General features: G+C 65.6%; 21 protein-coding genes. 18 read left to right on the plus strand and 3 right to left on the minus strand.

Annotated elements, in window-relative coordinates; translation table 11 throughout:
• Positions 1-120: 120 nt before the first annotated feature.
• A complete protein-coding gene (locus JQ573_RS22355) occupies positions 121-1821 on the plus strand; it encodes an AMP-binding protein (protein WP_212312410.1) in 1701 nt (566 codons plus the stop codon).
• A 151-nt stretch (positions 1822-1972) separates the two neighbouring features.
• On the opposite strand, the gene JQ573_RS22360 is transcribed toward JQ573_RS22355, so the two are convergent.
• A complete protein-coding gene (locus tag JQ573_RS22360) occupies positions 1973-2974 on the minus strand; it encodes an adenosine kinase (RefSeq protein WP_212312418.1) in 1002 nt (333 codons plus the stop codon).
• A 266-nt stretch (positions 2975-3240) separates the two neighbouring features.
• Here JQ573_RS22360 and murJ point away from each other — a divergent pair, with 266 nt between their 5' ends.
• The 16 genes from murJ to trmB all read left to right on the plus strand — a co-directional run bounded on the left by murJ (position 3241) and on the right by trmB (position 18630).
• Entirely contained in the window at positions 3241-4779 is a 1539-nt protein-coding gene (gene murJ / locus JQ573_RS22365; protein WP_212312420.1) for a murein biosynthesis integral membrane protein MurJ, read from the plus strand.
• A gap of 68 nt (positions 4780-4847) precedes the next feature.
• Positions 4848-5900, plus strand: a complete 1053-nt coding sequence (gene trpS, locus JQ573_RS22370; RefSeq protein ID WP_212312422.1) for a tryptophan--tRNA ligase — start codon at positions 4848-4850, stop codon at positions 5898-5900.
• Positions 5901-6039: 139 nt separating this feature from the next.
• Positions 6040-6534, plus strand: coding sequence for a universal stress protein (locus tag JQ573_RS22375; RefSeq protein WP_092120638.1), 495 nt, complete (start codon positions 6040-6042; stop codon positions 6532-6534).
• 270 nt (positions 6535-6804) lie between these two features.
• Positions 6805-7374 carry a NifU family protein gene (locus JQ573_RS22380; protein ID WP_212312430.1) on the plus strand — a complete coding sequence of 190 codons (570 nt, stop codon included), beginning with the start codon at positions 6805-6807 and terminating at the stop codon, positions 7372-7374.
• Positions 7375-7462: 88 nt separating this feature from the next.
• Positions 7463-8158 (plus strand): tRNA (adenosine(37)-N6)-threonylcarbamoyltransferase complex dimerization subunit type 1 TsaB, encoded by a 696-nt coding sequence (gene tsaB / locus JQ573_RS22385; protein ID WP_212312432.1) that lies wholly within the window; start codon positions 7463-7465, stop codon positions 8156-8158.
• Positions 8155-8640 (plus strand): ribosomal protein S18-alanine N-acetyltransferase, encoded by a 486-nt coding sequence (gene rimI, locus JQ573_RS22390; RefSeq protein WP_092120648.1) that lies wholly within the window; start codon positions 8155-8157, stop codon positions 8638-8640. The genes tsaB and rimI overlap by 4 nt, the downstream gene beginning before the upstream one ends.
• Before the next feature lie 67 nt (positions 8641-8707).
• Entirely contained in the window at positions 8708-9160 is a 453-nt protein-coding gene (locus tag JQ573_RS22395) for a Fur family transcriptional regulator (RefSeq protein WP_092120651.1), read from the plus strand.
• Between the two features lie 5 nt (positions 9161-9165).
• Positions 9166-9849: an HAD family hydrolase gene (locus tag JQ573_RS22400; RefSeq protein WP_212312434.1), complete on the plus strand. Its 684-nt coding sequence runs from the start codon at positions 9166-9168 to the stop codon at positions 9847-9849.
• A 180-nt stretch (positions 9850-10029) separates the two neighbouring features.
• Entirely contained in the window at positions 10030-11418 is a 1389-nt protein-coding gene (gene miaB, locus JQ573_RS22405; RefSeq protein WP_212312435.1) for a tRNA (N6-isopentenyl adenosine(37)-C2)-methylthiotransferase MiaB, read from the plus strand.
• Between the two features lie 5 nt (positions 11419-11423).
• Complete coding sequence (locus JQ573_RS22410) at positions 11424-12494, plus strand: PhoH family protein (protein WP_212312437.1); 1071 nt, start codon at positions 11424-11426, stop codon at positions 12492-12494.
• A 68-nt stretch (positions 12495-12562) separates the two neighbouring features.
• The gene (gene ybeY, locus JQ573_RS22415) at positions 12563-13060 is read left to right on the plus strand and encodes an rRNA maturation RNase YbeY (protein ID WP_212312439.1); all 498 of its coding nucleotides are present in this window, start codon (positions 12563-12565) and stop codon (positions 13058-13060) included.
• Position 13061: 1 nt separating this feature from the next.
• Positions 13062-14174 (plus strand): hemolysin family protein, encoded by a 1113-nt coding sequence (locus JQ573_RS22420; RefSeq protein WP_171947917.1) that lies wholly within the window; start codon positions 13062-13064, stop codon positions 14172-14174.
• The gene (gene lnt, locus JQ573_RS22425) at positions 14171-15784 is read left to right on the plus strand and encodes an apolipoprotein N-acyltransferase (protein ID WP_212312447.1); all 1614 of its coding nucleotides are present in this window, start codon (positions 14171-14173) and stop codon (positions 15782-15784) included. Before JQ573_RS22420 ends, lnt begins: the two co-directional genes overlap by 4 nt.
• 262 nt (positions 15785-16046) lie before the next feature.
• Positions 16047-16463 carry a helix-turn-helix domain-containing protein gene (locus JQ573_RS22430; RefSeq protein ID WP_021082652.1) on the plus strand — a complete coding sequence of 139 codons (417 nt, stop codon included), beginning with the start codon at positions 16047-16049 and terminating at the stop codon, positions 16461-16463.
• A gap of 305 nt (positions 16464-16768) precedes the next feature.
• Complete coding sequence (locus tag JQ573_RS22435) at positions 16769-17893, plus strand: M20 family metallopeptidase (RefSeq protein WP_212312449.1); 1125 nt, start codon at positions 16769-16771, stop codon at positions 17891-17893.
• Entirely contained in the window at positions 17890-18630 is a 741-nt protein-coding gene (trmB, locus tag JQ573_RS22440) for a tRNA (guanosine(46)-N7)-methyltransferase TrmB (protein WP_212312451.1), read from the plus strand. Before JQ573_RS22435 ends, trmB begins: the two co-directional genes overlap by 4 nt.
• Positions 18631-18679: 49 nt before the next feature.
• Here trmB and JQ573_RS22445 read toward each other — a convergent pair whose 3' ends face one another.
• Positions 18680-19522, minus strand: a complete 843-nt coding sequence (locus JQ573_RS22445; protein ID WP_212312452.1) for a phytanoyl-CoA dioxygenase family protein — start codon at positions 19520-19522, stop codon at positions 18680-18682.
• Between the two features lie 210 nt (positions 19523-19732).
• Complete coding sequence (locus JQ573_RS22450; protein WP_212312453.1) at positions 19733-20803, minus strand: DUF2336 domain-containing protein; 1071 nt, start codon at positions 20801-20803, stop codon at positions 19733-19735.
• Between the two features lie 347 nt (positions 20804-21150).
• Between JQ573_RS22450 and rimP the strand changes: the two genes are divergently transcribed.
• Positions 21151-21927 (plus strand): ribosome maturation factor RimP, encoded by a 777-nt coding sequence (gene rimP, locus JQ573_RS22455; protein ID WP_212312455.1) that lies wholly within the window; start codon positions 21151-21153, stop codon positions 21925-21927.
• Position 21928 lies beyond the last annotated feature (1 nt).

The following is a 21928-nucleotide window of genomic DNA, read 5'->3' on the forward strand; positions in this document are numbered from 1 at the left end:
CCCCTCACGGGGAGGGATTTTTCATACCCGCCATAGGTCGGGCCTGTCCTGTCGGCGCCAAACGACTAAGATCGCGCAAAAAAGCGTGACGACACAAACACGACCAGGAGGAGGACCAGCTTGGCACCCACACCCAAGGCAGACAGCTATGTCTGCGGCATTTCCGATACGCCGCTGCTCGGTGAAACCATCGGCCGCAGCCTCGACCGCGCACGTGCGCGCTGGGGCGATCGCGAAGCGCTGGTCTCGCCCAGCCACAATGTGCGCTGGACCTGGAACGAATTCGTCTGTCACGTCGAGGCCCTGGCGGCCGGCTTCCTCGCACTCGGGCTGCAGCGCGGCGAGCGGATCGGCATCTGGTCGCTGAACCGGCCGGAATGGACGCTGACGCAATTCGCCGCCGCGAAGGCCGGCCTGATCCTCGTCACCATTAATCCGGCCTACCGGCTGAGCGAGCTCGAATTCGCGCTTGGCAAGGTCGGCTGCGCCGCGATCGTGACCGCGACCGCGTTCAAGAGCTCGGCCTATATGGAGATGCTGAACACGCTGCTGCCGGAGCTTGCGAGCTCGGAGCCCGGTCATTTGCGCTCGGCGCGGCTGCCGCAGCTGCGCGCCGTGATCCAGATCGGCGGACCGGCGGCATCAGGCACGATTCCGTTCGATGCGGTCGCGCAGATGGGCGGCGAGCGCCATCGCGAACAGCTTGCGGCGCTTGGCGAGAGCCTGCAATTCGACGATCCGGTCAATATCCAGTTCACCAGCGGCACCACCGGCTCGCCCAAGGGCGTGACGCTGACCCATCACAACATCCTCAACAACGGCTATTTCACCGGCCGCGCCATGCGCCTGACCGAGCAGGACCGCATCTGCATCCCGGTACCGCTCTATCACTGCTTTGGCATGGTGATGGGCAATCTCGCCTCGGTCACGCTCGGCACCACCATGGTGTATCCCGGCGAAGGTTTCGATCCGCTGGCGACGCTTGCGACCGTCGCGCAGGAGAAATGCACGACGCTGTACGGCGTGCCGACCATGTTCATCGCCGAGCTCGACCATCCCGAGTTCAAGCGCTTCGATTTGTCGTCGCTGCGCACCGGCATCATGGCCGGCGCGCCCTGCCCGATCGAGGTGATGAAGCGCGTCAACACCGAGATGAACATGCGCGAGGTGACGATCGCCTACGGCATGACCGAGACCAGCCCGGTGAGCTTCCAGAGCGCGACCGACGACCCCCTGGAGCGCCGCGTCTCCACCGTCGGCCGCATCCATCCGCATGTCGAGGTCAAGGTCGTCGATCTCGACGGCAAGGTGGTGCCGCGCGGCGAACGCGGCGAGCTCTGCACCCGCGGCTACAGCGTGATGTCAGGCTATTGGGACGAGAAGGAAAAGACCGGCGAGGTGCTCGACGCCAATGGCTGGATGCACACCGGCGATCTCGCCGTGATCGACGACGAGGGCTATTGCAACATCGTCGGCCGCATCAAGGACCTGGTGATCCGCGGCGGCGAGAACCTCTATCCAAGGGAGATCGAGGAATTCCTCTACCGCCATCCGAAGATCCAGGACGTGCAGATCTTCGGCGTCGCCGACGCGCGCTATGGCGAGGAGCTGTGCGCCTGGGTCAGGGTCCGCCAAGGCGAGACGCTGACCGCCGACGAAGTCCGCGCCTTCTGCCAGGGCCAGATCGCCCACAACAAGATCCCGCGCTATATCGAATTCGTCGACGAATTCCCGATGACGGTGACGGGGAAGATCCAGAAATTCGTGATGCGCGACGCGGTCGAGCAGCGACTGGGATTGAAGGCGGCGAAGACCGCGTGATCTTTCTTCCCCCTCGCCCCGTTCTTACGGGGTGAGGGCTGTCTCCGCGAAATGCGATAGAGATGAGTGTGCGGAAGCTCCCCCTCACCCGGAACGGATCTCCGATGCGTTCCGACCTCTCCCCGCAAGCGGGGCGAGGTAAGAGGCGCCATTACACCAACAACCCCTTCTGCTTCGCCAGATCCTTGAGCGACACCAGCGGCCGGGCGCCGATGTGCTGGATCACTTCGGCGGCGGCGAGCGCGCCGAGGCGGCCGGCGTTCTCATGGCCGACATTGCGCACGAGACCGACCAGGAAGCCGGCCGCGAACAGATCGCCGGCGCCGGTGGTGTCGACGAGCTTGTCGATCGGAGAGGCGGGCGCCGATACGACGCCATCGCCTGAGATCACCACGCAGCCCTTCTCGCTGCGGGTGACGACACCGAGTTTTGTATCCTTGCCGAACTGCTTCAGCGCGGTGTCGAAATCCGAGGTCTGGTACAGCGAGTGCAACTCGGACTCGTTGGAGAACACGAGGTCGACCGTGCCCTTGCGCATCAAAGCGAGGAATTCGTCGCGGTAGCGATCGACGCAGAACGAATCCGACAGCGTCAGCGCGACCTGGCGGCCCGCGCCATGCGCGATATCGGCCGCCTTCACGAACGCGTCCTTGGCGTTCTTCGGATCCCAGAGATAGCCCTCGAGATAGATGATGCCGGCGGCTGCGATCTGGGCCGGATCGATGTCATCGGGCGTCAGGTCCTGCGCGGCGCCGAGATAGGTGTTCATGGTGCGCTCGCCATCCGGCGTCACCAGGATGTAGGAGCAGCCGGTGGCCGGGCCGACCTTGGCCGGCGCGGTGTCGAAGGCCACGCCGGCGGCGCGGATGTCGTGGACGTAGAGCTTGCCGATCTGGTCGTCCTTGACCTTGCCGACATAGGCCGCGCGGGCGCCGAGATTGCCGACGCCGACGATGGTGTTGGCAGCCGAGCCGCCCGACATCTCGGTCGCCACGCCCATGTCGCTGTAGATCGCGGTGGCGCGCGCCTCGTCGATCAGCTGCATCGAGCCCTTGGTCATGCCGTGACGGGCAAGGAATGCCTCGTCGGTCTGCACCAGCACGTCGAAGATCGCGTTGCCGATCCCGAGAACGTCGTATTTTGCGTCAGCCATAGACCTGCCCTGTGTTAACGCCACCCAACAAGAGCCGCGACCTATCACGTTACGCCTCGGGGCAGCAAGCCGCGCTCGTTGTTCCGTCATCCTCTCGCCTGTTAGCCCGTCATCCTGAGGTGCGAGCCTCTTCGGCGAGCCTCGAAGGATGGACGGCCACAGTACGGGCCGATTCATCCTTCGAGGCTCGCTCCGCTCGCACCTCAGGATGACGGGTTTGGTACCGTGGCGGTGGCGGCAATGCGCGCGGCTGCTATACAGGCTCCATGTTCCGCTCCTTCCTCACGGTCTCCTCGGGAACGCTGGCCTCGCGACTGCTCGGTTTCGTGCGCGATTCCGTGATCGCGGCGCTGCTCGGCGCGGGGCCGGTGGCGGATGCGTTCCTGGCGGCATTCCAGCTCGTGAATGTGGTGCGACGGCTGCTGTCCGAGGGTGGATTGAATGCCGCCCTGGTGCCGGCCTGGCTGAAGGTTCGCGATAGCGATGGTGAAGCGGCGGCGCGAGCCTTTGCCGGCCGCGTGCTCGGCACCGTCAGCGCCGCGGTCATCGTGGCCGCGCTCGTGATCGGCGTGCTGATGCCGCTGGTGATCGCGGCGATCGCGCCGGGCTTCGTCGGCCGCGACACGCTGCAATTCGCCGTCGACGACGCAAGGCTGATGCTGCCCTATCTCGCCTTCGCCGGCCCTGTCACTGTGATGATGGCGCTGCTCAACGCGCAGGGACGCTTCGCGCTGACGGCGTTCTCGCCGCTGCTGTTCAACATCGCGCTGATCGCGGTGATGGCCGTGCTGCTGGCGCGGCAGCAGGAGCCGGTGCAGGCCGCGCTGGTGATGGCTGCAACGATCGGCGTCGCCGGCTTCCTGCAATTGTCGATGCTGGCGCTGCGCGGGGCAAAACTCGCCGCGCCGCTCCGCATCTCCTTCGATCCCGAGATGCGCGGCTTTCTCGGCCGCGCGGTCCCCGGCATGGTCGCGAGCAGCGCGCCGCAATGGCTCATGGTGGCGGGCGCGGTGATCGCGTCGACCTCGCCATCGGCGGTGTCCTGGCTCTATTTCGCCAACCGCCTGCTCGAACTGCCGCTCGGCATCGTCGGCGTCGCCATGGGCACGGTGCTGATCCCGGAGATGACGCGCGCGGTGCGCAGCGGCGAACCTGGCGCGATCGCGCATGCGGAATCGCGCGGGCTCGAACTCGCGGTCGGGCTGGCGCTGCCGGCAACGCTCGGCCTGATGGTGCTGAGCGAGCTGATCGTGCGGATGCTGTTCGAGCATGGCGCGTTCACCGGGCAAGATACTGCGGCCACCGCGCAGGCCCTGATCTGGCTGACGCTCGCGCTCCCCGCGCATGTGCTGGTGAAGGCACTGTCGCCGGCGTTCTTTGCGCGCGAGGACACGCTGACGCCGCTGTTTGCGACGCTGAAGGCCATCGTGGTCGCGATCGCGGCGGCCTTCCTGCTCGGCCATATCTTCGGCGCGAGTGGAATCGCGGCGGGCATTGCGCTCGGCGCCTGGAGCAATGCGCTGTCGCTGATCCGCAAGGGCGCTGCGACCTTCGGCTTTTCGATCGATGCCGAGGCGCGCCGCCGGCTGCCGCGCATCCTGGCCGCAGCGCTCGCGATGGGCGCCCTGCTCTGGCTCGCGGCAGGCGCGCTGCCGGCGGCCGGCAGCCACGGTTTCGTGCAGGCGGCCGCCCTCCTCGTGCTGATCGCGGCCGGCATCGCCGGTTACGGGCTGTTCTTGCAGCTATTCGGCGTCACCGGCTGGCGACAGGCGGTTAACGCCGTCAGGCAAAGGCGCCCCGCCTGACTTGCGCGCGCAGGGCTTAAGTGGCAAACGACCCGGCAAAAGCAGCCCTATTTCCGGGAATCGAGACCATGGCGTTCGTTGAACGGGTTTTCTCAGGCGTCCAGCCGACGGGCAATCTGCACCTCGGCAACTATCTCGGCGCCATCGTCAACTTCGTGAAGATGCAGCAGACCCACAACTGCATCTATTGCGTCGTCGACATGCACGCGATCACGCAGGGCGTCGAGGTCTGGGGCGGCCCGGCCGAGCTCGCGCGCAACACCCGCGAGGTGACCGCGGCCTTCATCGCCTCCGGCATCGACGCCAAGAAGCACATCGTGTTCAACCAGAGCCAGATCGCCGGCCACGCCGAGCTGACCTGGATCTTCAACTGCGTCGCGCGCATCGGCTGGCTGAACCGCATGACGCAGTTCAAGGAGAAGGCCGGCAAGGACCGCGAGAACGCCTCCGTCGGTCTCTACGACTATCCGGTGCTGATGGCCGCCGACATTCTGTTGTACCGCGCCACCCATGTGCCGGTCGGCGAGGACCAGAAGCAGCATCTGGAGCTGTCCCGCGACATCGCGCAGAAGTTCAACAACGACTTCGGCGATTCAATCCGTGGCCACGGCTTTGCGGACGGCCTGTTCTTCCCGCAGCCGGAACCGCTGATCACGGGGCCGGCGACGCGGGTGATGAGCCTGCGCGACGGCACCAAGAAGATGTCGAAGTCGGACGCCTCGGACAATTCGCGCATCAACCTCACCGACGACGCCGACACCATCGCGCAGAAGATCCGCAAGGCGAAGACCGATCCGGAGCCGCTGCCGTCGGAGGAAAAGGGCCTTGAGACCCGCCCCGAGGCCGACAATCTGGTCGGCATCTACGCGGCGCTCGCCGGCGTCTCCAAGCAGGAGGTGCTGACGCAGTTCGGCGGCGGGCAGTTCTCCAGCTTCAAGAACGCGCTGGTCGAGGTTTGCGTCGCAAAACTGGCGCCGATCGCCTCCGAGATGAAGAAGCTGGTTGCCGATCCTGGCCATGTCGATTCGATCCTGGTCGACGGCGCCAACCGCGCCCGCGGCATCGCCGATGAGACCATGCGCATGACCAAGGACATCGTCGGCTTCATCCGCCCGCGCTGACATCACCGGCAGACCTGCGCGCGCCCTCTCCCCAACAGGGAGGGAGTGTGGCAGCATGGGCCAGGTTTGAGCATGATCTTTTCGGAAAACCGCTGCGCACTTTTCCGGATCATGCCGTTGGTTCAGCACCGGGACATGCATGACCGCCCAGCGACGAAGCTACGAGACAGGTCACAAGCCGAAATGCCTCGTCATCGTTGACGACACCGCGGAATGGGACCGCGCGGTCTATTACGCCAGCCGGTGGGCGATCCGGGTCGGCGGCGGCGTTCTGATGCTGCGGGTGATCGAAACCGAGGACCAGAACCAGCAATGGCTGGGGGTCGCCGACATCATGCGCGCGGAGGCCGAGGAGGCCGCCAATGAGGCGCTCGACCGCGCCGCCGGGCGCGCCAACGGGATCGCCGCGATCACCCCGGAGCGGGTGATTCGGGAGGGCGACCCGACCGAGCAGATCCTCGACGTGATCGACAAGGACGTCGATATCGCCATGCTGGTGCTGGCCGCCAATCCGGGCGCCGAAGGGCCCGGACCGATCATCACCACCATGGCCAAGACCATGGGGGCGTTCCCGATCCCGGTGACGATCGTGCCGGGCGGCCTGACCGACGCCGAGATCGACGCCCTGTCCTAGGGAAGATGCACAACCTTCCGTCATGGCCGGGCTTGTCCCGGCCATCCACGTCTTTCTCGCAAGTGGCACCGAAGACGTGGATGCCCGGCACAAGGCCGGGCATGACGAGTATGAGGCGTAAGGCCCGGCTTCATCGCCGCCCTGTCACTCAGAATCCGCCGTTGCGGGCCTGGAACCGCGGTTTGCAGCTTGATCGCAGGCTTTTTAATTGCCATCTGGTAGGGGAACCCCAACGCGCCGGCCTTGAACCGGCGACGCCGGAGACAGCAAATGTTCATTCAGACCGAAGCCACGCCCAATCCCGCCACCCTGAAATTCATCCCGGGCCGCACGGTGCTCGACAGCGGGACCATGGAATTCTCCTCGCCCGAATCCGCGGCGCGCTCGCCGCTCGCCGAACGGCTGTTCGCCGTGTCCGGCGTCACCGGCGTGTTCTACGGCGCCGACTTCGTCACGGTGACGAAGGCGGACGGCGACTGGCAGCACCTCAAGCCCGCGATCCTCGGCGCCATCATGGAGCACTACATGTCCGGCGCGCCGCTGCTCGCCGACGGCACCGCCGGCAGCGACGACGCGCGCGATGAGGAAGGCGAGTTCTTCGATGAGGCGGACGCCGAGACGGTCGAGCAGATCAAGGACCTGATCGAGACCCGCGTGCGTCCGGCGGTCGCCAATGACGGCGGCGACATCACCTTCCGCGGCTTCAAGGACGGCATCGTCTATCTCAACATGAAGGGCTCCTGCGCCGGCTGCCCGTCATCGACCGCGACCCTGCAACACGGCATCCAGAACCTGCTGCGGCACTTCGTGCCCGACGTGCAGGAAGTCCGGCCGATGTGATGGAGCGGCGAATGGCGCATGGCGGATCGCGAACAGCGTTCTCCTCGAATTCCCGGTTCGCCATTTCGTATTCGCCATTCGCCCTCCCATGATCATTCTCGCGATCGATACGGCGCTCGACGCCTGCTCCGCAGCGGTGCTCGACACCAACTCCGGCAACACCATCGCCATCGAATCCCAGGCGATGCAGCGCGGCCATGCCGAGGCGCTGATGCCACTGATCGCGCGCGTGATGAAGGAGAGCGGCATCGGCTTTGCCGGGCTTGACCGCATTGCCGTCACCACCGGCCCCGGCAGTTTCACCGGCCTGCGCGTCGGGCTCTCGGCAGCGCGCGGCCTCGCACTCTCTGCGGAAAAGCCGGTGGTCGGACTGTCGACGCTCGCCGCCTACGCCGCGCCTGTGGTTGCCGAGAATGGCGCGCACCCGATCCTGTCGGCGATCGATGCGCGGCATGATCACGTCTATTTCCAGCTCGTCGGCGGCGACGGCAGCTTGATGCTCAAGCCGAAGGTTGCGCCGATCGCAGAAGCGCTCGAGGCCGCGCAGTTCGGCGCGCTGCATCTGGTCGGCAACGCCGCCAACATCCTCGCCGAGCGCTGGCCTGCGGATGCAGCTCCGCCGGTCAAGGTCGATAGGCAGCCCGCACCCGACATTATCTGGGTCGCCTGGGTCGGCGCCGCGGTGGATCCCGACACTGCGCCGCCGCGTCCGTTCTATCTGCGCGCACCCGACGCGAAGCCGCCGAAGGATCGCCTGGTCATCAGCGCGCCGCCATCGACATGATCGGCTGGCTGTCGCGATGGTGGGGCGGCGGTCCGCCCGCGGTCGAGCCCGCATCCTTGCGCGATGCGGCGCGGCTCGCCCAATTGCACGGCGCCTCGTTTCATCGCGGCTGGGGCGAAGGCGAATTCGAGGCGATGCTGACCGAGCGCAACACGCTGGTGCACCGGCTGCGCCAGGGACGCAGGGTGATCGGCTTTGCGGTCTCGCGGATGGCGGCGGATGAGGCGGAAATCCTGTCGATCGCGATCGATTCCAATCAGCGCGGGCGCGGCCTGTCGCGCGACCTGCTGCTGACCCATCTCGGCCACCTTGCCGGCCGCGGCATCCGCACCATCTTCCTCGAGGTGGAAGAGAACAATCAGCCGGCGCGACGGCTCTATGAAAGGGCCGGATTCGGCGTGATCGGCCGCCGCGAACGCTATTACAAGCAGCCCGGTGGGGAACATTTGAACGCGCTTCTGATGCGGCGCGACTTGTCGTAACATCGGCGCGATGGCAGAACACCCCCCGCTCTGCCACCCAAGGTTTGAAGAATACGGCCCGAAACCCATGACCACGGTGAAAATCCCGCCTGCGCATAAAAATACTGGCATCGAGGCGCGCTGCGCCGCGACCGGCATGCGCATGACCGAACAGCGCCGCGTGATCGCGCGGGTGCTGGCGGAAGCCATGGATCATCCCGATGTCGAGGAACTGTACCGCCGCTGCGTGGCGGTCGACGACAAGATCTCGATCTCGACGGTCTATCGCACCGTCAAGCTGTTCGAGGATGCCGGAATCATCGAGCGTCACGACTTCCGCGAGGGCCGCGCGCGCTACGAGCAGATGCCCGAGAGCCATCACGACCATCTGATCAATCTGCGCGATGGCAAGGTGATCGAGTTCACCTCCGAGGAAATCGAGAAGCTGCAGGCCGAGATCGCGCGCAAGCTCGGCTACAAGCTGGTCGATCACCGTCTCGAGCTCTATTGCGTTCCGCTCGACGACGACAGCAAGTCGTAAGCCGGGTGAGCTTCGAACTCGTCATCTTCGATTGCGACGGCGTGCTTGTTGACAGCGAGGTGATCTCCTGTCGCGCGCATGCGGACACGCTGACACGGCACGGCTTTCCGATCACACCCGACGGCGTGCTGAAGCGTTTCCTCGGCGTGTCCGACCGCGAGGCCCGGCGGATCGTCGAGAGCGAGATCGGCCGCGCGCTGCCCGAGAGCTTCGAGGCCGAGGTCAAGCACGCGACGCTCAGTCTCTATGCCGACGATCTCAGCGCGATCGCGCATGTCGGCGAGGCGATCGCCGCGCTCGATCTGCCGAAATGCGTGGCGTCGAGCGGCACGCCGGAAAAGATCCATCACGGCCTGACCTGCGCCGGGCTCTACGACCAGCTCGCGCCGCATATTTTCTCCGCCACCCAGGTCAAGCGCGGCAAGCCGGCGCCCGATCTCTTCCTGTTCGCGGCCGGGCAAATGGGCGCCAGCCCTGCGCGCTGTATCGTGATCGAGGACAGCGTGGCCGGCGTCACCGGCGCCCGCGCCGCCGGGATGACCGTGCTCGGCTTTTACGGCGGCAGCCACTGCACGGCGGGACATGAGGACCTGCTGCGCCAGGCCGGCGCGGCCAGAACCTTCGCAGATATGCGCCAATTGTCTGATTTGATCGCCCAGGCCGGCGCTGACCTTCAGATCGCCGACTGAGCCCACTCCGTCATTCCGGGGCGATGCGTCAGCATCGAACCCGGAATCTCGAGATTCCGGGTCTGGTCCTTCGGACCATCCCGGAATGACGGGGTGAAGAGCTGGATTTTCCCCCGTTTAAGCTATATTTGAGCAACGGCGCCCTGATGGCGCCGTTTCCATTTCCGCACTCAGGGTTCCATGACGACGCCGCGCAAGCTGCACATCAAGTCCTATGGCTGCCAGATGAACGTCTACGATGCGCAGCGCATGGTGGACACGCTGGCCGGCGAGGGCTTTGTCGAGACCGCGAGCGCCGACGACGCCGACCTCGTGATCCTCAACACCTGCCACATCCGCGAGAAGGCGTCGGAGAAGGTCTATTCCGAACTCGGACGGCTGCGCGTCGCCAAGGACGAGGCCGCGCGCCAGGGCCGCGAGATGAAGATCGCGGTCGCCGGCTGCGTCGCGCAGGCGGAAGGCGCGGAGATCATCCATCGTGCGCCGACGGTCGACATCGTGGTCGGACCGCAGAGCTATCATCATCTGCCTGCGCTGCTGAAGCGCGCCCAGGAAAGCGGCCGCGCGCTCGAAACCGAGTTTCCGGTCGAGGACAAGTTCAGCTTCCTGCCGCAGCCGAAGCCCGACGCGATCCGCGCCCGCGGCATCTCCGCCTTCGTCACGGTGCAGGAAGGTTGCGACAAGTTCTGCACCTTCTGCGTGGTGCCCTATACGCGCGGCACGGAGGTCTCGCGTCCAGTTGCGAAGATCATCGACGACGTCAAGCAGCTCGCCGACAATGGCGTGCGCGAATTCACGCTGATCGGACAGAACGTCAACGCCTATCACGGCGAAGGCCCCGACGGCCGCGCCTGGCCGCTCGGCAAATTACTGCAGCGGCTCGCCGAAATCCCCGGCGTCACGCGGCTGCGCTATTCCACCAGCCATCCGCGCGACGTCGACGACGACCTGATCGCGGCGCATCGCGATTTGCCGCAGCTGATGCCGTTCGTGCACCTGCCGGTGCAATCGGGGGCGGACCGGATCCTGGCCGCCATGAACCGCAAGCATACCGCCGATGACTACCGGCGCGTCATCGACCGGTTCCGGGCCGCGCGGCAAGACATTGCTTTTTCATCAGATTTTATCGTGGGCTTCCCCGGCGAGACCGCGGAAGAATTTTCCGCCACTCTCGCGCTTGTCACGCAAATCGGGTACGCTGCGGCGTATTCATTCAAGTATTCGCCTCGGCCAGGCACGCCGGCGGCGGAGATGCGGGAGACGGTGTCAGCAGCCGAGATGGACGAGCGCTTGGGGCGGCTTCAGGAATTGATCGACAGCCAGCAATCGGCCTTCAACCGGGCTGCGATTGGCACAACGGTCGATGTGCTGTTCGAGCGCGCCGCACGCAATCCGGGCCAGATCGTCGGCCGGACCGCCTATCTGCAGCCCGCCCATGTGATGGCGTCTCCTGACATCATCGGCAAGGTCCTCCCGGTGAGGATCGGCAGCCTCGAGCGCTACAGCCTGATCGGCGAGCTCGCGTCCCAATCCGCACCCGGCCTCATTTCGCAGACCATTGGAGCCTGAAATCCTTGCCCAAAAGCGCATCGGATTCGTCTTCGCTCGCTCCCAGCCGCAAACCTGACCGCGACATGCAAATGCCACCTGAGACCCGGCCGCCTGAAACTCAGGTCGTCATCGATTTCGACGACAACCGTGCCGCGTCCGTGCTGGTCGGCCCCTACGGACAGAATCTGGCGCTGATCGAGCGGCGGCTCGGTGTCGTGGTCGATTCCCGCGGCAATCATCTCACCATCGCGGGCTCGCGCGACGGCTGCGACGCGGCGCGGCGTGTGCTCGAGACCCTTTATGCGCAGGCCGTCGAAGGGCACGATCTCGATCAGGGCGAAGTCGAAGGCGCCATCCGCGTCGTGATCGCGCAGGGCTCGCTGTTCGAATTCGACAACAAGACCGCCAAGCCGACGTTTGAAACGATCAATCTGCGCAAGCGCCCGGTGCGCGCCCGCACCGCGGCACAGGATTCCTACATCCGCGCACTGAAGCGGCACGAGCTGGTATTCGGCATCGGCCCGGCCGGCACTGGCAAGACCTGGCTCGCGGTCGCCCACGCAGCACAGTTGTTCGAGCGCAAGGAAGTCGATCGCATCATCCTGACGCGGCCTGCGGTCGAGGCCGGCGAGCGGCTCGGCTTCCTGCCCGGCGACCTCAAGGAGAAGGTCGATCCGTATCTGCGCCCGATCTACGATGCGCTGTACGATCTGATGGATGCCCGCGTCGTCGAGCGCGCGCTGCAGGGTAACGAGATCGAGATCGCGCCGCTCGCCTTCATGCGCGGCCGCACCCTGACCAATGCCGCCATCATCCTCGACGAGGCGCAGAACACCACGACGATGCAGATGAAGATGTTCCTGACGCGTCTCGGCGAGAACAGCCGGATGATCGTCACCGGCGACCCGTCGCAGGTCGACCTGCCGCACGGCCAGGCTTCGGGGCTCACCGAAGCCGTGAAGCTGCTCGACGGCGTCGAAGGCATCGCGCAGGTGCGTTTCAAGGCCGAGGACGTCATCCGCCATGAATTGGTGGCGCGCATTGTGGCCGCCTATGAGGGATTGCCGCAAAAGCCGGCAAACGCCAGATCTTGAGACCAATAGCTTCGGCCGCGAGCCCGCGCGATGCGGGTTCCGGCCCTAACGCAGATTTTGAAACCAACGTGTCTGCTTTTCCTGCAACCGAGGTTCTCGTCACCGCCGAATGCTGGCAGGCCGAGCCCGATGCCGACGCGGTGATTCACCGCGCCATCGAGGCCGCCGCCGCAATCGCCGATGCCGATGTCGCGGATGCCGAGCTTGCAGTGATGCTGACCGACGACGCCGGGATCCGCACCCTCAACGCCAACTGGCGCAGCATCGACAAGCCGACCAACGTGCTGTCGTTTCCGGCGCTGCAGCCGGAAGGCGCCGGCGGAGCCGACGATGCCCCGCGCATGCTCGGCGATATCGCGATCGCCTATCAGACGACGCGCCGGGAAGCCGATGAGGAACAGAAGCCGTTCGACCATCATTTGAGCCATCTCGCAGTGCATGGCTTCCTGCATCTGATCGGTTACGACCACGAGAACGACGACGAAGCCGAGGACATGGAAGCGCTCGAGCGCGAAATCCTCTCCTCCCTCGGCATTCCCGACCCCTATGCGGATCGGATCGCCTGACATGCCGGATTCCGACCCGACCCATGACAATCCGCGCAATGTGAGCAACCTGCCTGCCGTCGTGCATGAAGGCGAGGTGCAGCGCCCGGCGGCCGAAGGCTGGCTGGTCCGCGCGATCCGCACGCTGTTCGGCTGGAAGGCCGGCTCGGTGCGCGACGATTTGCAGGTGGTGCTCGACGCCTCGACGCCCGACGACGTCGGCTTCTCGGCGATCGAGCGCACCATGCTGCGCAACATCCTGTCGCTGAACGAGCGGCGGATCGCCGACGTCATGATCCATCGCGCCGACATCGTCGCGGTCAAGCGCGACATCCCGCTCGGCGAATTGATGAGCCTGTTCGAGAGCGCGGCGCATTCGCGGCTCGTCGTCTACAACGAAACCCTCGACGACCCCGAGGGCATGGTGCACATCCGCGACCTTCTCGCCTTCATGACCGCGAAGGCGCGCGTCACCGACGCGACCAAGACGAAGCGCAAGAAGCCGTTCCCGGCCGGGCTCGATCTGCGCAGCGTCGATCTCGCGCTCCCGCTGGCGGACGCCCACATCATCCGCAAGCTGCTCTACATCCCGCCATCGATGCGCGCGATCGACCTGTTGGCGCAGATGCAGGCCTCGCGCATCCATCTCGCGCTGGTGGTCGACGAATATGGCGGCACCGATGGGCTGGTGTCGATCGAGGATATTGTCGAGCAGATCGTCGGCGAGATCGACGACGAGCATGATTCCGACGAGCCGCCGTCCATCGTCCGCCAGCCGGACAACTCCTTTATCGCCGACGCGCGCGCCAGCCTCGACGATGTCCGTTCGGTGATCGGCGAAGACTTCGTCACCGGCGAGGCCGGCGAGGAGGTCGAGACGCTGGGCGGCTATCTCGTGTCGTTCGTCGGCCGCCTGCCGGTGCGCGGCGAGGTGATTTCCGGTCCGGGCAATTACGAGGTCGAGGTGCTCGACGCCGATCCGCGGCGGGTCAAGCGCGTGCGGATCACGACGCGCAAGGAACGGCCAGCGCCGCGCAAGGAGCGCGAGCGGCGCCGCGAGCAGGCACCGGACTCCGGCAACCCGCAGGCGAACGACAACATGCCGCCGCCCGGCGAGGGAGCCGGTCCGCAGTGAGGCTTTCCGACAAGCTCCGATCGATCGGTCTCGCCGTCATCCTGACCTGGGGATGGAAGCGCGTCGTGCTCGCGCTCACAGCCGGCGCCTTGTCCTCGCTGGCGATGGCGCCGTTCAACGCCTGGCCGGTGCTGTTTCTGACGTTTTCGATCGCGGTCTGGCTGATCGACGGCAGCGCTGCGGGACGCTGGCGCGGCGTACCCGCCGCAGCGCTGTCCGGCTTCTGGTTCGGCCTCGGCTATTTCGTGCCGGGACTGTACTGGATCGGCTACGCCTTCTTCGTCGATGCAGACACCTTCGCCTGGCTGACGCCGTTCGCGGTGCTCGGCCTGCCCGCCTATCTCGCGCTGTTCACCGCCTTCGGCTTCGCGCTGGCACGGCTGATCTGGCCGCGCGACGCTTCGCGCGTGCTGGCGCTGGCTGTCGGGCTGACGATTTCGGAATGGCTGCGCGGCCATCTCCTCAGCGGCTTTCCTTGGAACGCGTTCGGCTACGCACTGACCGAACCCCTGGCACTGGCCCAGACCGCATCGCTGATCGGGCTGTGGGGCATGACGTTCCTGGCAGTCGCGATCTTCGCAAGTCCCGCCGTGCTGATCGACGGCGCCTCGCGCGGCCGCAAGCCGTGGCGCGCGCCGGTGGCCGCGGTGCTGGTTCTCGCCGCGATGCTGGCGTTCGGTGCGGTGCGCCTCTCGCAGCAGCCGACCAGCATGGTCAACGGCGTCAAGTTGCGCATCATGCAGCCCGATTTGCAGCAGGACGCCAAGTTCAACTACTCCGCCAAGGCGGCGGTGATGCAGAAATATCTCACTCTGTCGGATCGTGCGTCCGGGCCGCATTCGACCGGCGTGAGCGACTCCACCATCCTGATCTGGCCGGAATCCGCGTTTCCGTTCTTCCTGACCAAGGAAGCCGACGCGATGGCGCAGATCGCCGACTTGCTGCCGAAGGGAACGGTGCTGATCACCGGTTCGGTGCGCGCGCCCGATCTGCCGCCCGGCGTCCGCGTCACGCGCGCGTATAATTCGATCTACGTCATCGACCATGACGGCAGCGTGCTTGCGGTCTACGACAAGCTTCACCTTGTCCCGTTCGGAGAATATCTGCCGTTCCAGGACTGGATGGAGAAGCTCGGCTTCGTGCAGCTCACCAAGGTGCAGGGCGGCTTCATTCCCGGCACGATCCGCCGGACGCTCGATATTCCGAACGCGCCGCGCGCGCTGCCCTTGATCTGCTACGAGGCGATCTTCCCCGGCAACGTCGTGAGCCGCGACGACCGCCCCGGCTGGATCATCAACGTCACCAATGACGGCTGGTTCGGAATCTCGACCGGCCCCTATCAGCATCTGCAGCAGGCCCGGCTGCGCTCGATCGAGGAAGGCCTGCCGATGGTGCGCGCCGCGAATACGGGCATCTCGGCCATCATCGACCCGCTCGGGCGGATTGTCGCCCGACTCGGGCTCGGCATCGAAGGCGTGCTCGACGCCGGCCTGCCGGCGGCCATCGCGCCGACGATCTATGCGCGTGTCGGCAACATCCCCGCCGCTGTGATTGTGTTAGTTGCCCTCGCAATCGTATTGCGGAGGCGTTTTGTCAGGCGAAAGGCCTGACGGCCTTATCGCCGGTTGTCACACGAACCCGAAAAAGTGTCGAAATTTACCTCAGCGTGATTCCACCTGTTGACAGATCGACCGTGCACTTCGCATTGTACGGGTCCACGCGAAATCACAAGCCAAGTCAGCCCCTTTGCGCAAATTGTCCGCATTTCGTCCCGATCCTCCTTGCAGGATTTGACGGCACCGGCGCCTGAGGCATACTCCACGTCCAACTTGCCTCACCCCCCGGGCGCGCAATCCCTTAGGAGAGTTGGAAATGTCCACCAAAGCGCCCAATCCTGTTGACAAATATGTCGGCAGCCGCGTCCGTATGCGACGCATCATGCTCGGCATGAGCCAGGAAAAACTGGGCGAGGCGTTAGGCCTGACGTTCCAGCAGGTGCAGAAATACGAGAAGGGCACCAACCGTGTCGGCGCCAGCCGGCTGCAGCAGATCTCCGAAATCCTGCAGGTGCCGGTCTCTTTCCTGTTCGACGGCGGCCCGAGCGGGGTCAAGACCGCCGACGGCTTCAGCGAGGGCTCCTCGCCGGCCTATGTGTCCGATTTTCTGGCAACCGCCGAAGGCCTGGCCCTGACCCGCGCGTTCACGCGGATCGCGGACGCCAAGCTCCGCCGCAGCATCGTCGAACTGGTCGAGCAGATCGCGGCGCGCGAGGCGGCCGAGCAGGTCTGATCGGGCCATATCCGTTTGAGAGATCGTCAAATCTGGAATATGTCATTCCGGCGCGCGCTAAGGCGTGACGGGCTCCGATGGAATCTCGTCGCGCTCTAGCTCCTTGATCGAGCATGATCTTTCGGAAAACCGGGTCACACTTTTCCGGATCATGCCCTAAAGCGTTTTCGAGCGAAGTGGACACCGGTTCGCGTGAAGAAAACGCGTCAAAACAAGAATCTAGAGCCCCGTTCCGATTCATCGGAACGGAAACGGCTCTAGCGTGCGCTGAATGACAAAGCGAATTCACAGGCGACGACAACAACATGGCCAGCAACCCGTTCGAAACCGCTGATATCCTCGACGGCATTCGCCGCTGGGTCGAGATCGAATCTCCGACGGAGCGGCCGGATCAGGTCAACAGACTGGCTGATCTCGTCGCGTCAGGCTATCGCGACCTGCCGGCCACCGTCGACCGCGTTGCGGGACGCGACGGCTGCGGCGATCACCTGGTGACGCGCTCGTCCTGGGGGCAGGACGCACCGGGCATTCTGGTGTTGAGCCATCTCGACACAGTTCATCCGATGGGATTCATCGAAAGGTTACCATTCAAGATCGAAGGCGACAGTGCGTTCGGCCCGGGCATCTACGACATGAAGGGCGGCGCCTATCTCGCCTATCACGCGTTCCGGCAGATCTGCGCCGATGACACGCGCCCGCCGCTTGGCATCACCCAGCTCTACGTATCGGACGAGGAGATCGGCAGCCCGACCTCGCGGGCGCTGATCGAGGCCGAAGGCCGCAAGGCCAAATACGTGCTGGTGACCGAGCCGGCGCGCGACGGCGGCAAGATCGTCACCGGGCGCAAGGGCGTCGCGCGCTTCGACGTGCATATCAAGGGCGCGCCGGCACATGCCGGCACCCGCCCCGAGGATGGCCGCAGCGCGATCCGGGAGCTCGGCCATGTGATCCTGGCGCTGGAGGCGATGAACGATCTCAAGCGCGGCGTCACCGTCAATGTCGGCGTGGTCCGCGGCGGCACCAAGCCGAACGTGATCGCCGAAGAGGCCTACGCCGAAGTCGACATGCGCGTGCCGACCATGGCCGATGCCGACGAGCTGGTGCCGAAGATCCTCGGCATCACCTCGCGCACCGACGGCGTCAGCGTGACGGTGACCGGGGAATTGAATCGTCCGCCCTATGAGAAGAGCAATGCCGGCGCCGCGCTCTACGAACACGCCAGGGAGCTTGCAGGCGAACTCGGCTTTGAGCTGATCGATGTGTTCACCGGCGGCGGCTCCGACGGCAATTTCACCGCACCGCATACTGCAACGCTCGACGGCCTCGGCGTCGACGGCAAGGGCGCGCATACCCACCACGAGCAGCTCTACATCTCGTCGATCGAGCCCCGCGCGCGCCTGCTCTACCGTCTCTACCAGACGCTGCGATGACCCCGGCTCCGAACGACGGCGGCGATCGCGATTCGTCCGACGATGGCGCGATGGCCCATTCGCGCGGCTCGTTCTTCGGGCGGCGCAAGGGCCACAAACTGCGCGCGCACCAGGCCGACCTGATCGACAATCTGCTGCCGCATCTGTCGCTCGACATCTCGGCGCCCGCGCCCGAGGCGCTGACCGAACTGTTCGATGACGGCACCGCGGATGTCAGGCTCGAGATCGGCTTCGGCGGCGGCGAGCATCTGATCGCGGAAGCGCAGGCATTTCCGACGACCGGCTTCATCGGCTGCGAGCCCTATGTCAACGGAATGGCCAAGATCCTGACCCAGATCGAGGCGCACAATATCGGCAATATCCGCCTGTTCGCCGGCGACGCCGCCGAGCTGCTGGCCTGGGCGCCAGCGCGCTCGCTGGCGCGCATCGACCTGATCCATCCCGATCCCTGGCCGAAGCGGCGGCACTGGAAACGGCGCTTCGTGCAGGATGCAACGGTCGCGGCGATGACCCGGCTGCTGCCGCCGGGCGGTGAATTCCGCTTCGTCAGCGATATCGACGATTACTGCGCCTGGACGCTCGCGCATCTGCTGCGCTCGCCCGACTTCGCCTGGCTGGCCGAGCGCGCGATCGACTGGCAGCAGCCGTGGCCGGACTACACCATGACGCGCTACGGCGCCAAGGCCGAGCGCGAAGGGCGCAAGGCGGCATATCTGCGATTCAAGCGCTTGCCCTAATCGTCATTCCGGGGCGCGACGCAGTCGCGAGCCCCGGAATGACGACCAGTTACCCCTGCCCCGCCATCCGCGCCTTCCTGGCGTCAGTCGCTTCCCAGACCATGCGCTTGCCGCGCTCGCGGCCGAGCAGCTCGATCGGATCGTGATTGTCGATGTGGCCGAACTGGCCCTTGTAGACGCTGTAACCGCACAATTCCTGCAGGCGGCGCGGAAAGCGGGCTGCGGTCTCGCGCGGAATTCCGAGCTGCAGATTCTCCTGCTGGCGCATCCAGCCCCAGCAATAGGCGCAGGAAAAGGCAAAGCGCCTGGCGTCGCTGGTGTTGGCGCCGCCGCCATGCCACAGCGCGCTGTCGAACAGCATCACGCTGCCGGCCGGCATCGTCGCGGTGACCGCGTCGTAATCCTTGCCGTATTCCGGCGGCGCATCGAATTTGTGGCTGCGCGGAATGATCCGCGTCGCGCCGTTGTCGTCGCGGAAATCCGACAGCGCCCAGATCGCATTGATCGTGATCGGGATGTGCGGCCGCGGCAGCGGGATCAACTGGGTGTCTTCGTGAATCGGCTGCGCCTCCTGGCCGGGACCGAGCACCAGCGAGCAGAACGACGACAGCAGGCATTCTTTGTCCAGCAAGCGTTCGACCACAGGCAGCACGTTCTCATGCAGCGGCACCTCCCAGAACAGATCGTCATAGGTCAGGAGGTTGTTGATACGCAGCGTCTTGAAGCCCTCGAACGACGTCCTGGCAGGTGCGAGATTGTGTTCGCTCTCGATTCTTTGCACCGCGTCCTTCAATCCCTCGACCAGGTCCGGCGAGGCGGCGCGCCCGATCACGGTATATCCGTCGTCGCGGATCCGCTCGGCGTGCGATTGGATGTCGGCGTCCGTCAGCATGGCGATCTCCCCGTTGGCGCTGTGTCGCGCCTTGCGGAAAGCATAGCGGCTCATTTTGAAATTGGGAGGCATTTGATGGTCCCGTCACCCTGAGGAACGCGCTCTTGCGCGCGTCTCGAAGGGTCGACGGCCACCAGCCGGGCCGTACACCCTTCGAGACGCGCCTGCGGCGCTCCTCAGGATGACGGGTTTGAACGTTGGCGCTCGACCTTAGCGCGACTTCCAGAAATCCACGACGCGCTGCGCGGTGGACGGCATCAGGCGGACGAAATTCACCCGCGCGCCTTCGATATCGGCCGGCGACGGCACGCGGTTCGGCCCGAGCCGCATCAGGATCAGGGCACGCACGGCCGGCCATTCGAAGCCGATCGTCTTGCTGGCGATCAGGATCGGATCGTAGCGATCGCCGGAGATCAGGCGATCGAGCGTGACGATCTTGACGCTGGTCAGCGCCGCCAGCGCCGCCACGCATTCCTCGTATTTGAAGGCCTTTGCGAAGCCTGTCACCGCGGCCTCGTTCAATTCGCCGGCGCGACGCAATGCCAGGATCGCGCGCTGCGCAGCTGCGAAGTCGCGGCCCTCGACCTGCGCGACGACGCCTTCGATCTCGTTCAGCGCCAGCTTGATCTCGGCCTGCCGCTCCGGCTTGGCGACGACCTGCAACCGGCGGCGGATCACGTCGATCGAGCCGGCCAGCAGGCTCTTCAGATGCACGGGCGGAAGATCGTCACGGCGGCCGATCCGCAGCGTCAGCACGCCATCCTGACCGGCGCGCCGCACCAGCGTCGTGAAGGAGGCGTCCGAGAATGCGGCACCCGCATTGCCGGCCGCGGATCGGATCACATCGCGATCGCCGCGACGGACGATGACATCGGTCAGCGCGGTCGAGAGCTTGGAGCGCTCGGCCATCGCAAGCAGATGGCCCTGGCCCTTGGCATTGGCGATCTCGACCAGCACCTTGTCGTCGATCACCGGCGATTGGCGCAGCACCGGCCCCGCGATCGCGACCTCGTCCTCGCGGGCGAGTTGTCCGACCAGATGCCGCGGCGCGTTGGCGAGCGGGGCGAGCCGTTCGGCAAGATCGATCCGCGCAGCCAGCTCGGCATGCGGGACCAGACTGGTCAGCACCCCGTCGAACAGGTCGATATGGTCGGGGCGAAAGCCCGCGGCGCCCTGCAGGAACAGCTCGCCGAGCCGTCGCGCGGCCTCGGCGCGGCGCTTGGGGTCACCACGGCGAACGATGTCGTCGAGTTCGGGGATCAGCGCTGGGGCTGTCGTCATGAGCCTTGTCCAATCGGCGACTTCTGCCGATTTTCGGCAATCTATGACCCCGTTCGTAAACGGAGGGTTAGGTCAAACCCGCACCCCGGAGCCCGCAAAATCGCCCTCCGCCGGGCCCGGAGGCCTTGCCGGACCCCGGCAAAAGGGCTATATCCACCGCAACTTATGGTATCTCATACGATCGCGTAGGAGAGTGGGCCCCCCGGGACCCGCTCTTTTTTATTACCTGACGGGACCCAGCGAGGCCGGGTCCAGTTTAGGTAGCGTTAGCGGCCCCTTAAGGCCACCTGAACAACACAACAGACCTCAGACAACCCATAGACCTTAGACAGCCTTTGACACTGGATATGACCGATCCGACCGCCACGTCAGTGGACACCGAACTGCTCGCCGAGCCGCGGCTTGTCGTCGAGCCCGGGGTTGCGGCACGCGTCGCCGCCGTCGCGGTCCCGGTGCTGCAGGGCATGGGCTATCGCCTGGTGCGCATCAAGGTCTCGGGCGACGCCGGCTGCACCGTGCAGATCATGGCCGAGCGTCCCGACGGCTCGATGCAGCTCGAGGATTGCGAGGCGATCTCGCGCGCGCTGTCGCCGGTGCTCGATGTCGCCGACCCGATCGAGCGCGCCTACCGGCTGGAAATCTCGTCGCCCGGAATTGACCGGCCGCTGGTGCGCCGCTCCGACTTCGAGCGCTACACAGGGCATCTGGTGAAGATCGAGATGGCGGTGGCGCATCAGGGCCGCAAGCGGTTCCGCGGCCTGCTCGACGGCGTCGAAGGCAATGCGGTACGCATCAAGCGCGATGATTCACGTCCCACCGAGGACGCTGAAGTTCTCCTGGTGATGGAGGACATTTCGGACGCGCGGCTGGTGCTGACCGACGAGCTGATCGAGGAATCGATGCGCCGCGGCAAGGCCGCCGAGCGCGAGCTGCGCCGCGAGCTCGGCCTCGCGCCGCCGCAGCCGGCCCACGCCAAGAAGGGCGATCCGGCGAAGAGTCAGAAGCCAAAACCCAAGCTTGCTCAGAAGCCCGGCACCAAGCCGGCCCCGACCAACACCAAAAAGCACCGCCTGGCCGCCGAACGCGCGCGCCGTGGCGAGATCGATCCATTCGAAGGAGACTAAG

The organism is Bradyrhizobium sp. AUGA SZCCT0105 (assembly GCF_018129565.1).
In the GTDB taxonomy this organism is placed as follows: Bacteria; Pseudomonadota; Alphaproteobacteria; order Rhizobiales; family Xanthobacteraceae; genus Bradyrhizobium.

What these genes read in the sequence shown, in the direction of transcription:
- JQ573_RS22360 (WP_212312418.1), bottom strand. Translation starts at nt 2,974, where the DNA reads ATGGCTGACGCAAAATACGACGTTCTCGGGATCGGCAACGCGATCTTC.
- murJ (WP_212312420.1), top strand. Translation starts at nt 3,241, where the DNA reads ATGTTCCGCTCCTTCCTCACGGTCTCCTCGGGAACGCTGGCCTCGCGA.
- trpS (WP_212312422.1), top strand. Translation starts at nt 4,848, where the DNA reads ATGGCGTTCGTTGAACGGGTTTTCTCAGGCGTCCAGCCGACGGGCAAT.
- JQ573_RS22375 (WP_092120638.1), top strand. Translation starts at nt 6,040, where the DNA reads ATGACCGCCCAGCGACGAAGCTACGAGACAGGTCACAAGCCGAAATGC.
- JQ573_RS22380 (WP_212312430.1), top strand. Translation starts at nt 6,805, where the DNA reads ATGTTCATTCAGACCGAAGCCACGCCCAATCCCGCCACCCTGAAATTC.
- tsaB (WP_212312432.1), top strand. Translation starts at nt 7,463, where the DNA reads ATGATCATTCTCGCGATCGATACGGCGCTCGACGCCTGCTCCGCAGCG.
- rimI (WP_092120648.1), top strand. Translation starts at nt 8,155, where the DNA reads ATGATCGGCTGGCTGTCGCGATGGTGGGGCGGCGGTCCGCCCGCGGTC.
- JQ573_RS22395 (WP_092120651.1), top strand. Translation starts at nt 8,708, where the DNA reads ATGACCACGGTGAAAATCCCGCCTGCGCATAAAAATACTGGCATCGAG.
- miaB (WP_212312435.1), top strand. Translation starts at nt 10,030, where the DNA reads ATGACGACGCCGCGCAAGCTGCACATCAAGTCCTATGGCTGCCAGATG.
- JQ573_RS22420 (WP_171947917.1), top strand. Translation starts at nt 13,062, where the DNA reads ATGCCGGATTCCGACCCGACCCATGACAATCCGCGCAATGTGAGCAAC.
- JQ573_RS22430 (WP_021082652.1), top strand. Translation starts at nt 16,047, where the DNA reads ATGTCCACCAAAGCGCCCAATCCTGTTGACAAATATGTCGGCAGCCGC.
- JQ573_RS22435 (WP_212312449.1), top strand. Translation starts at nt 16,769, where the DNA reads ATGGCCAGCAACCCGTTCGAAACCGCTGATATCCTCGACGGCATTCGC.
- trmB (WP_212312451.1), top strand. Translation starts at nt 17,890, where the DNA reads ATGACCCCGGCTCCGAACGACGGCGGCGATCGCGATTCGTCCGACGAT.
- JQ573_RS22445 (WP_212312452.1), bottom strand. Translation starts at nt 19,522, where the DNA reads ATGCTGACGGACGCCGACATCCAATCGCACGCCGAGCGGATCCGCGAC.
- JQ573_RS22450 (WP_212312453.1), bottom strand. Translation starts at nt 20,803, where the DNA reads ATGACGACAGCCCCAGCGCTGATCCCCGAACTCGACGACATCGTTCGC.
- rimP (WP_212312455.1), top strand. Translation starts at nt 21,151, where the DNA reads ATGACCGATCCGACCGCCACGTCAGTGGACACCGAACTGCTCGCCGAG.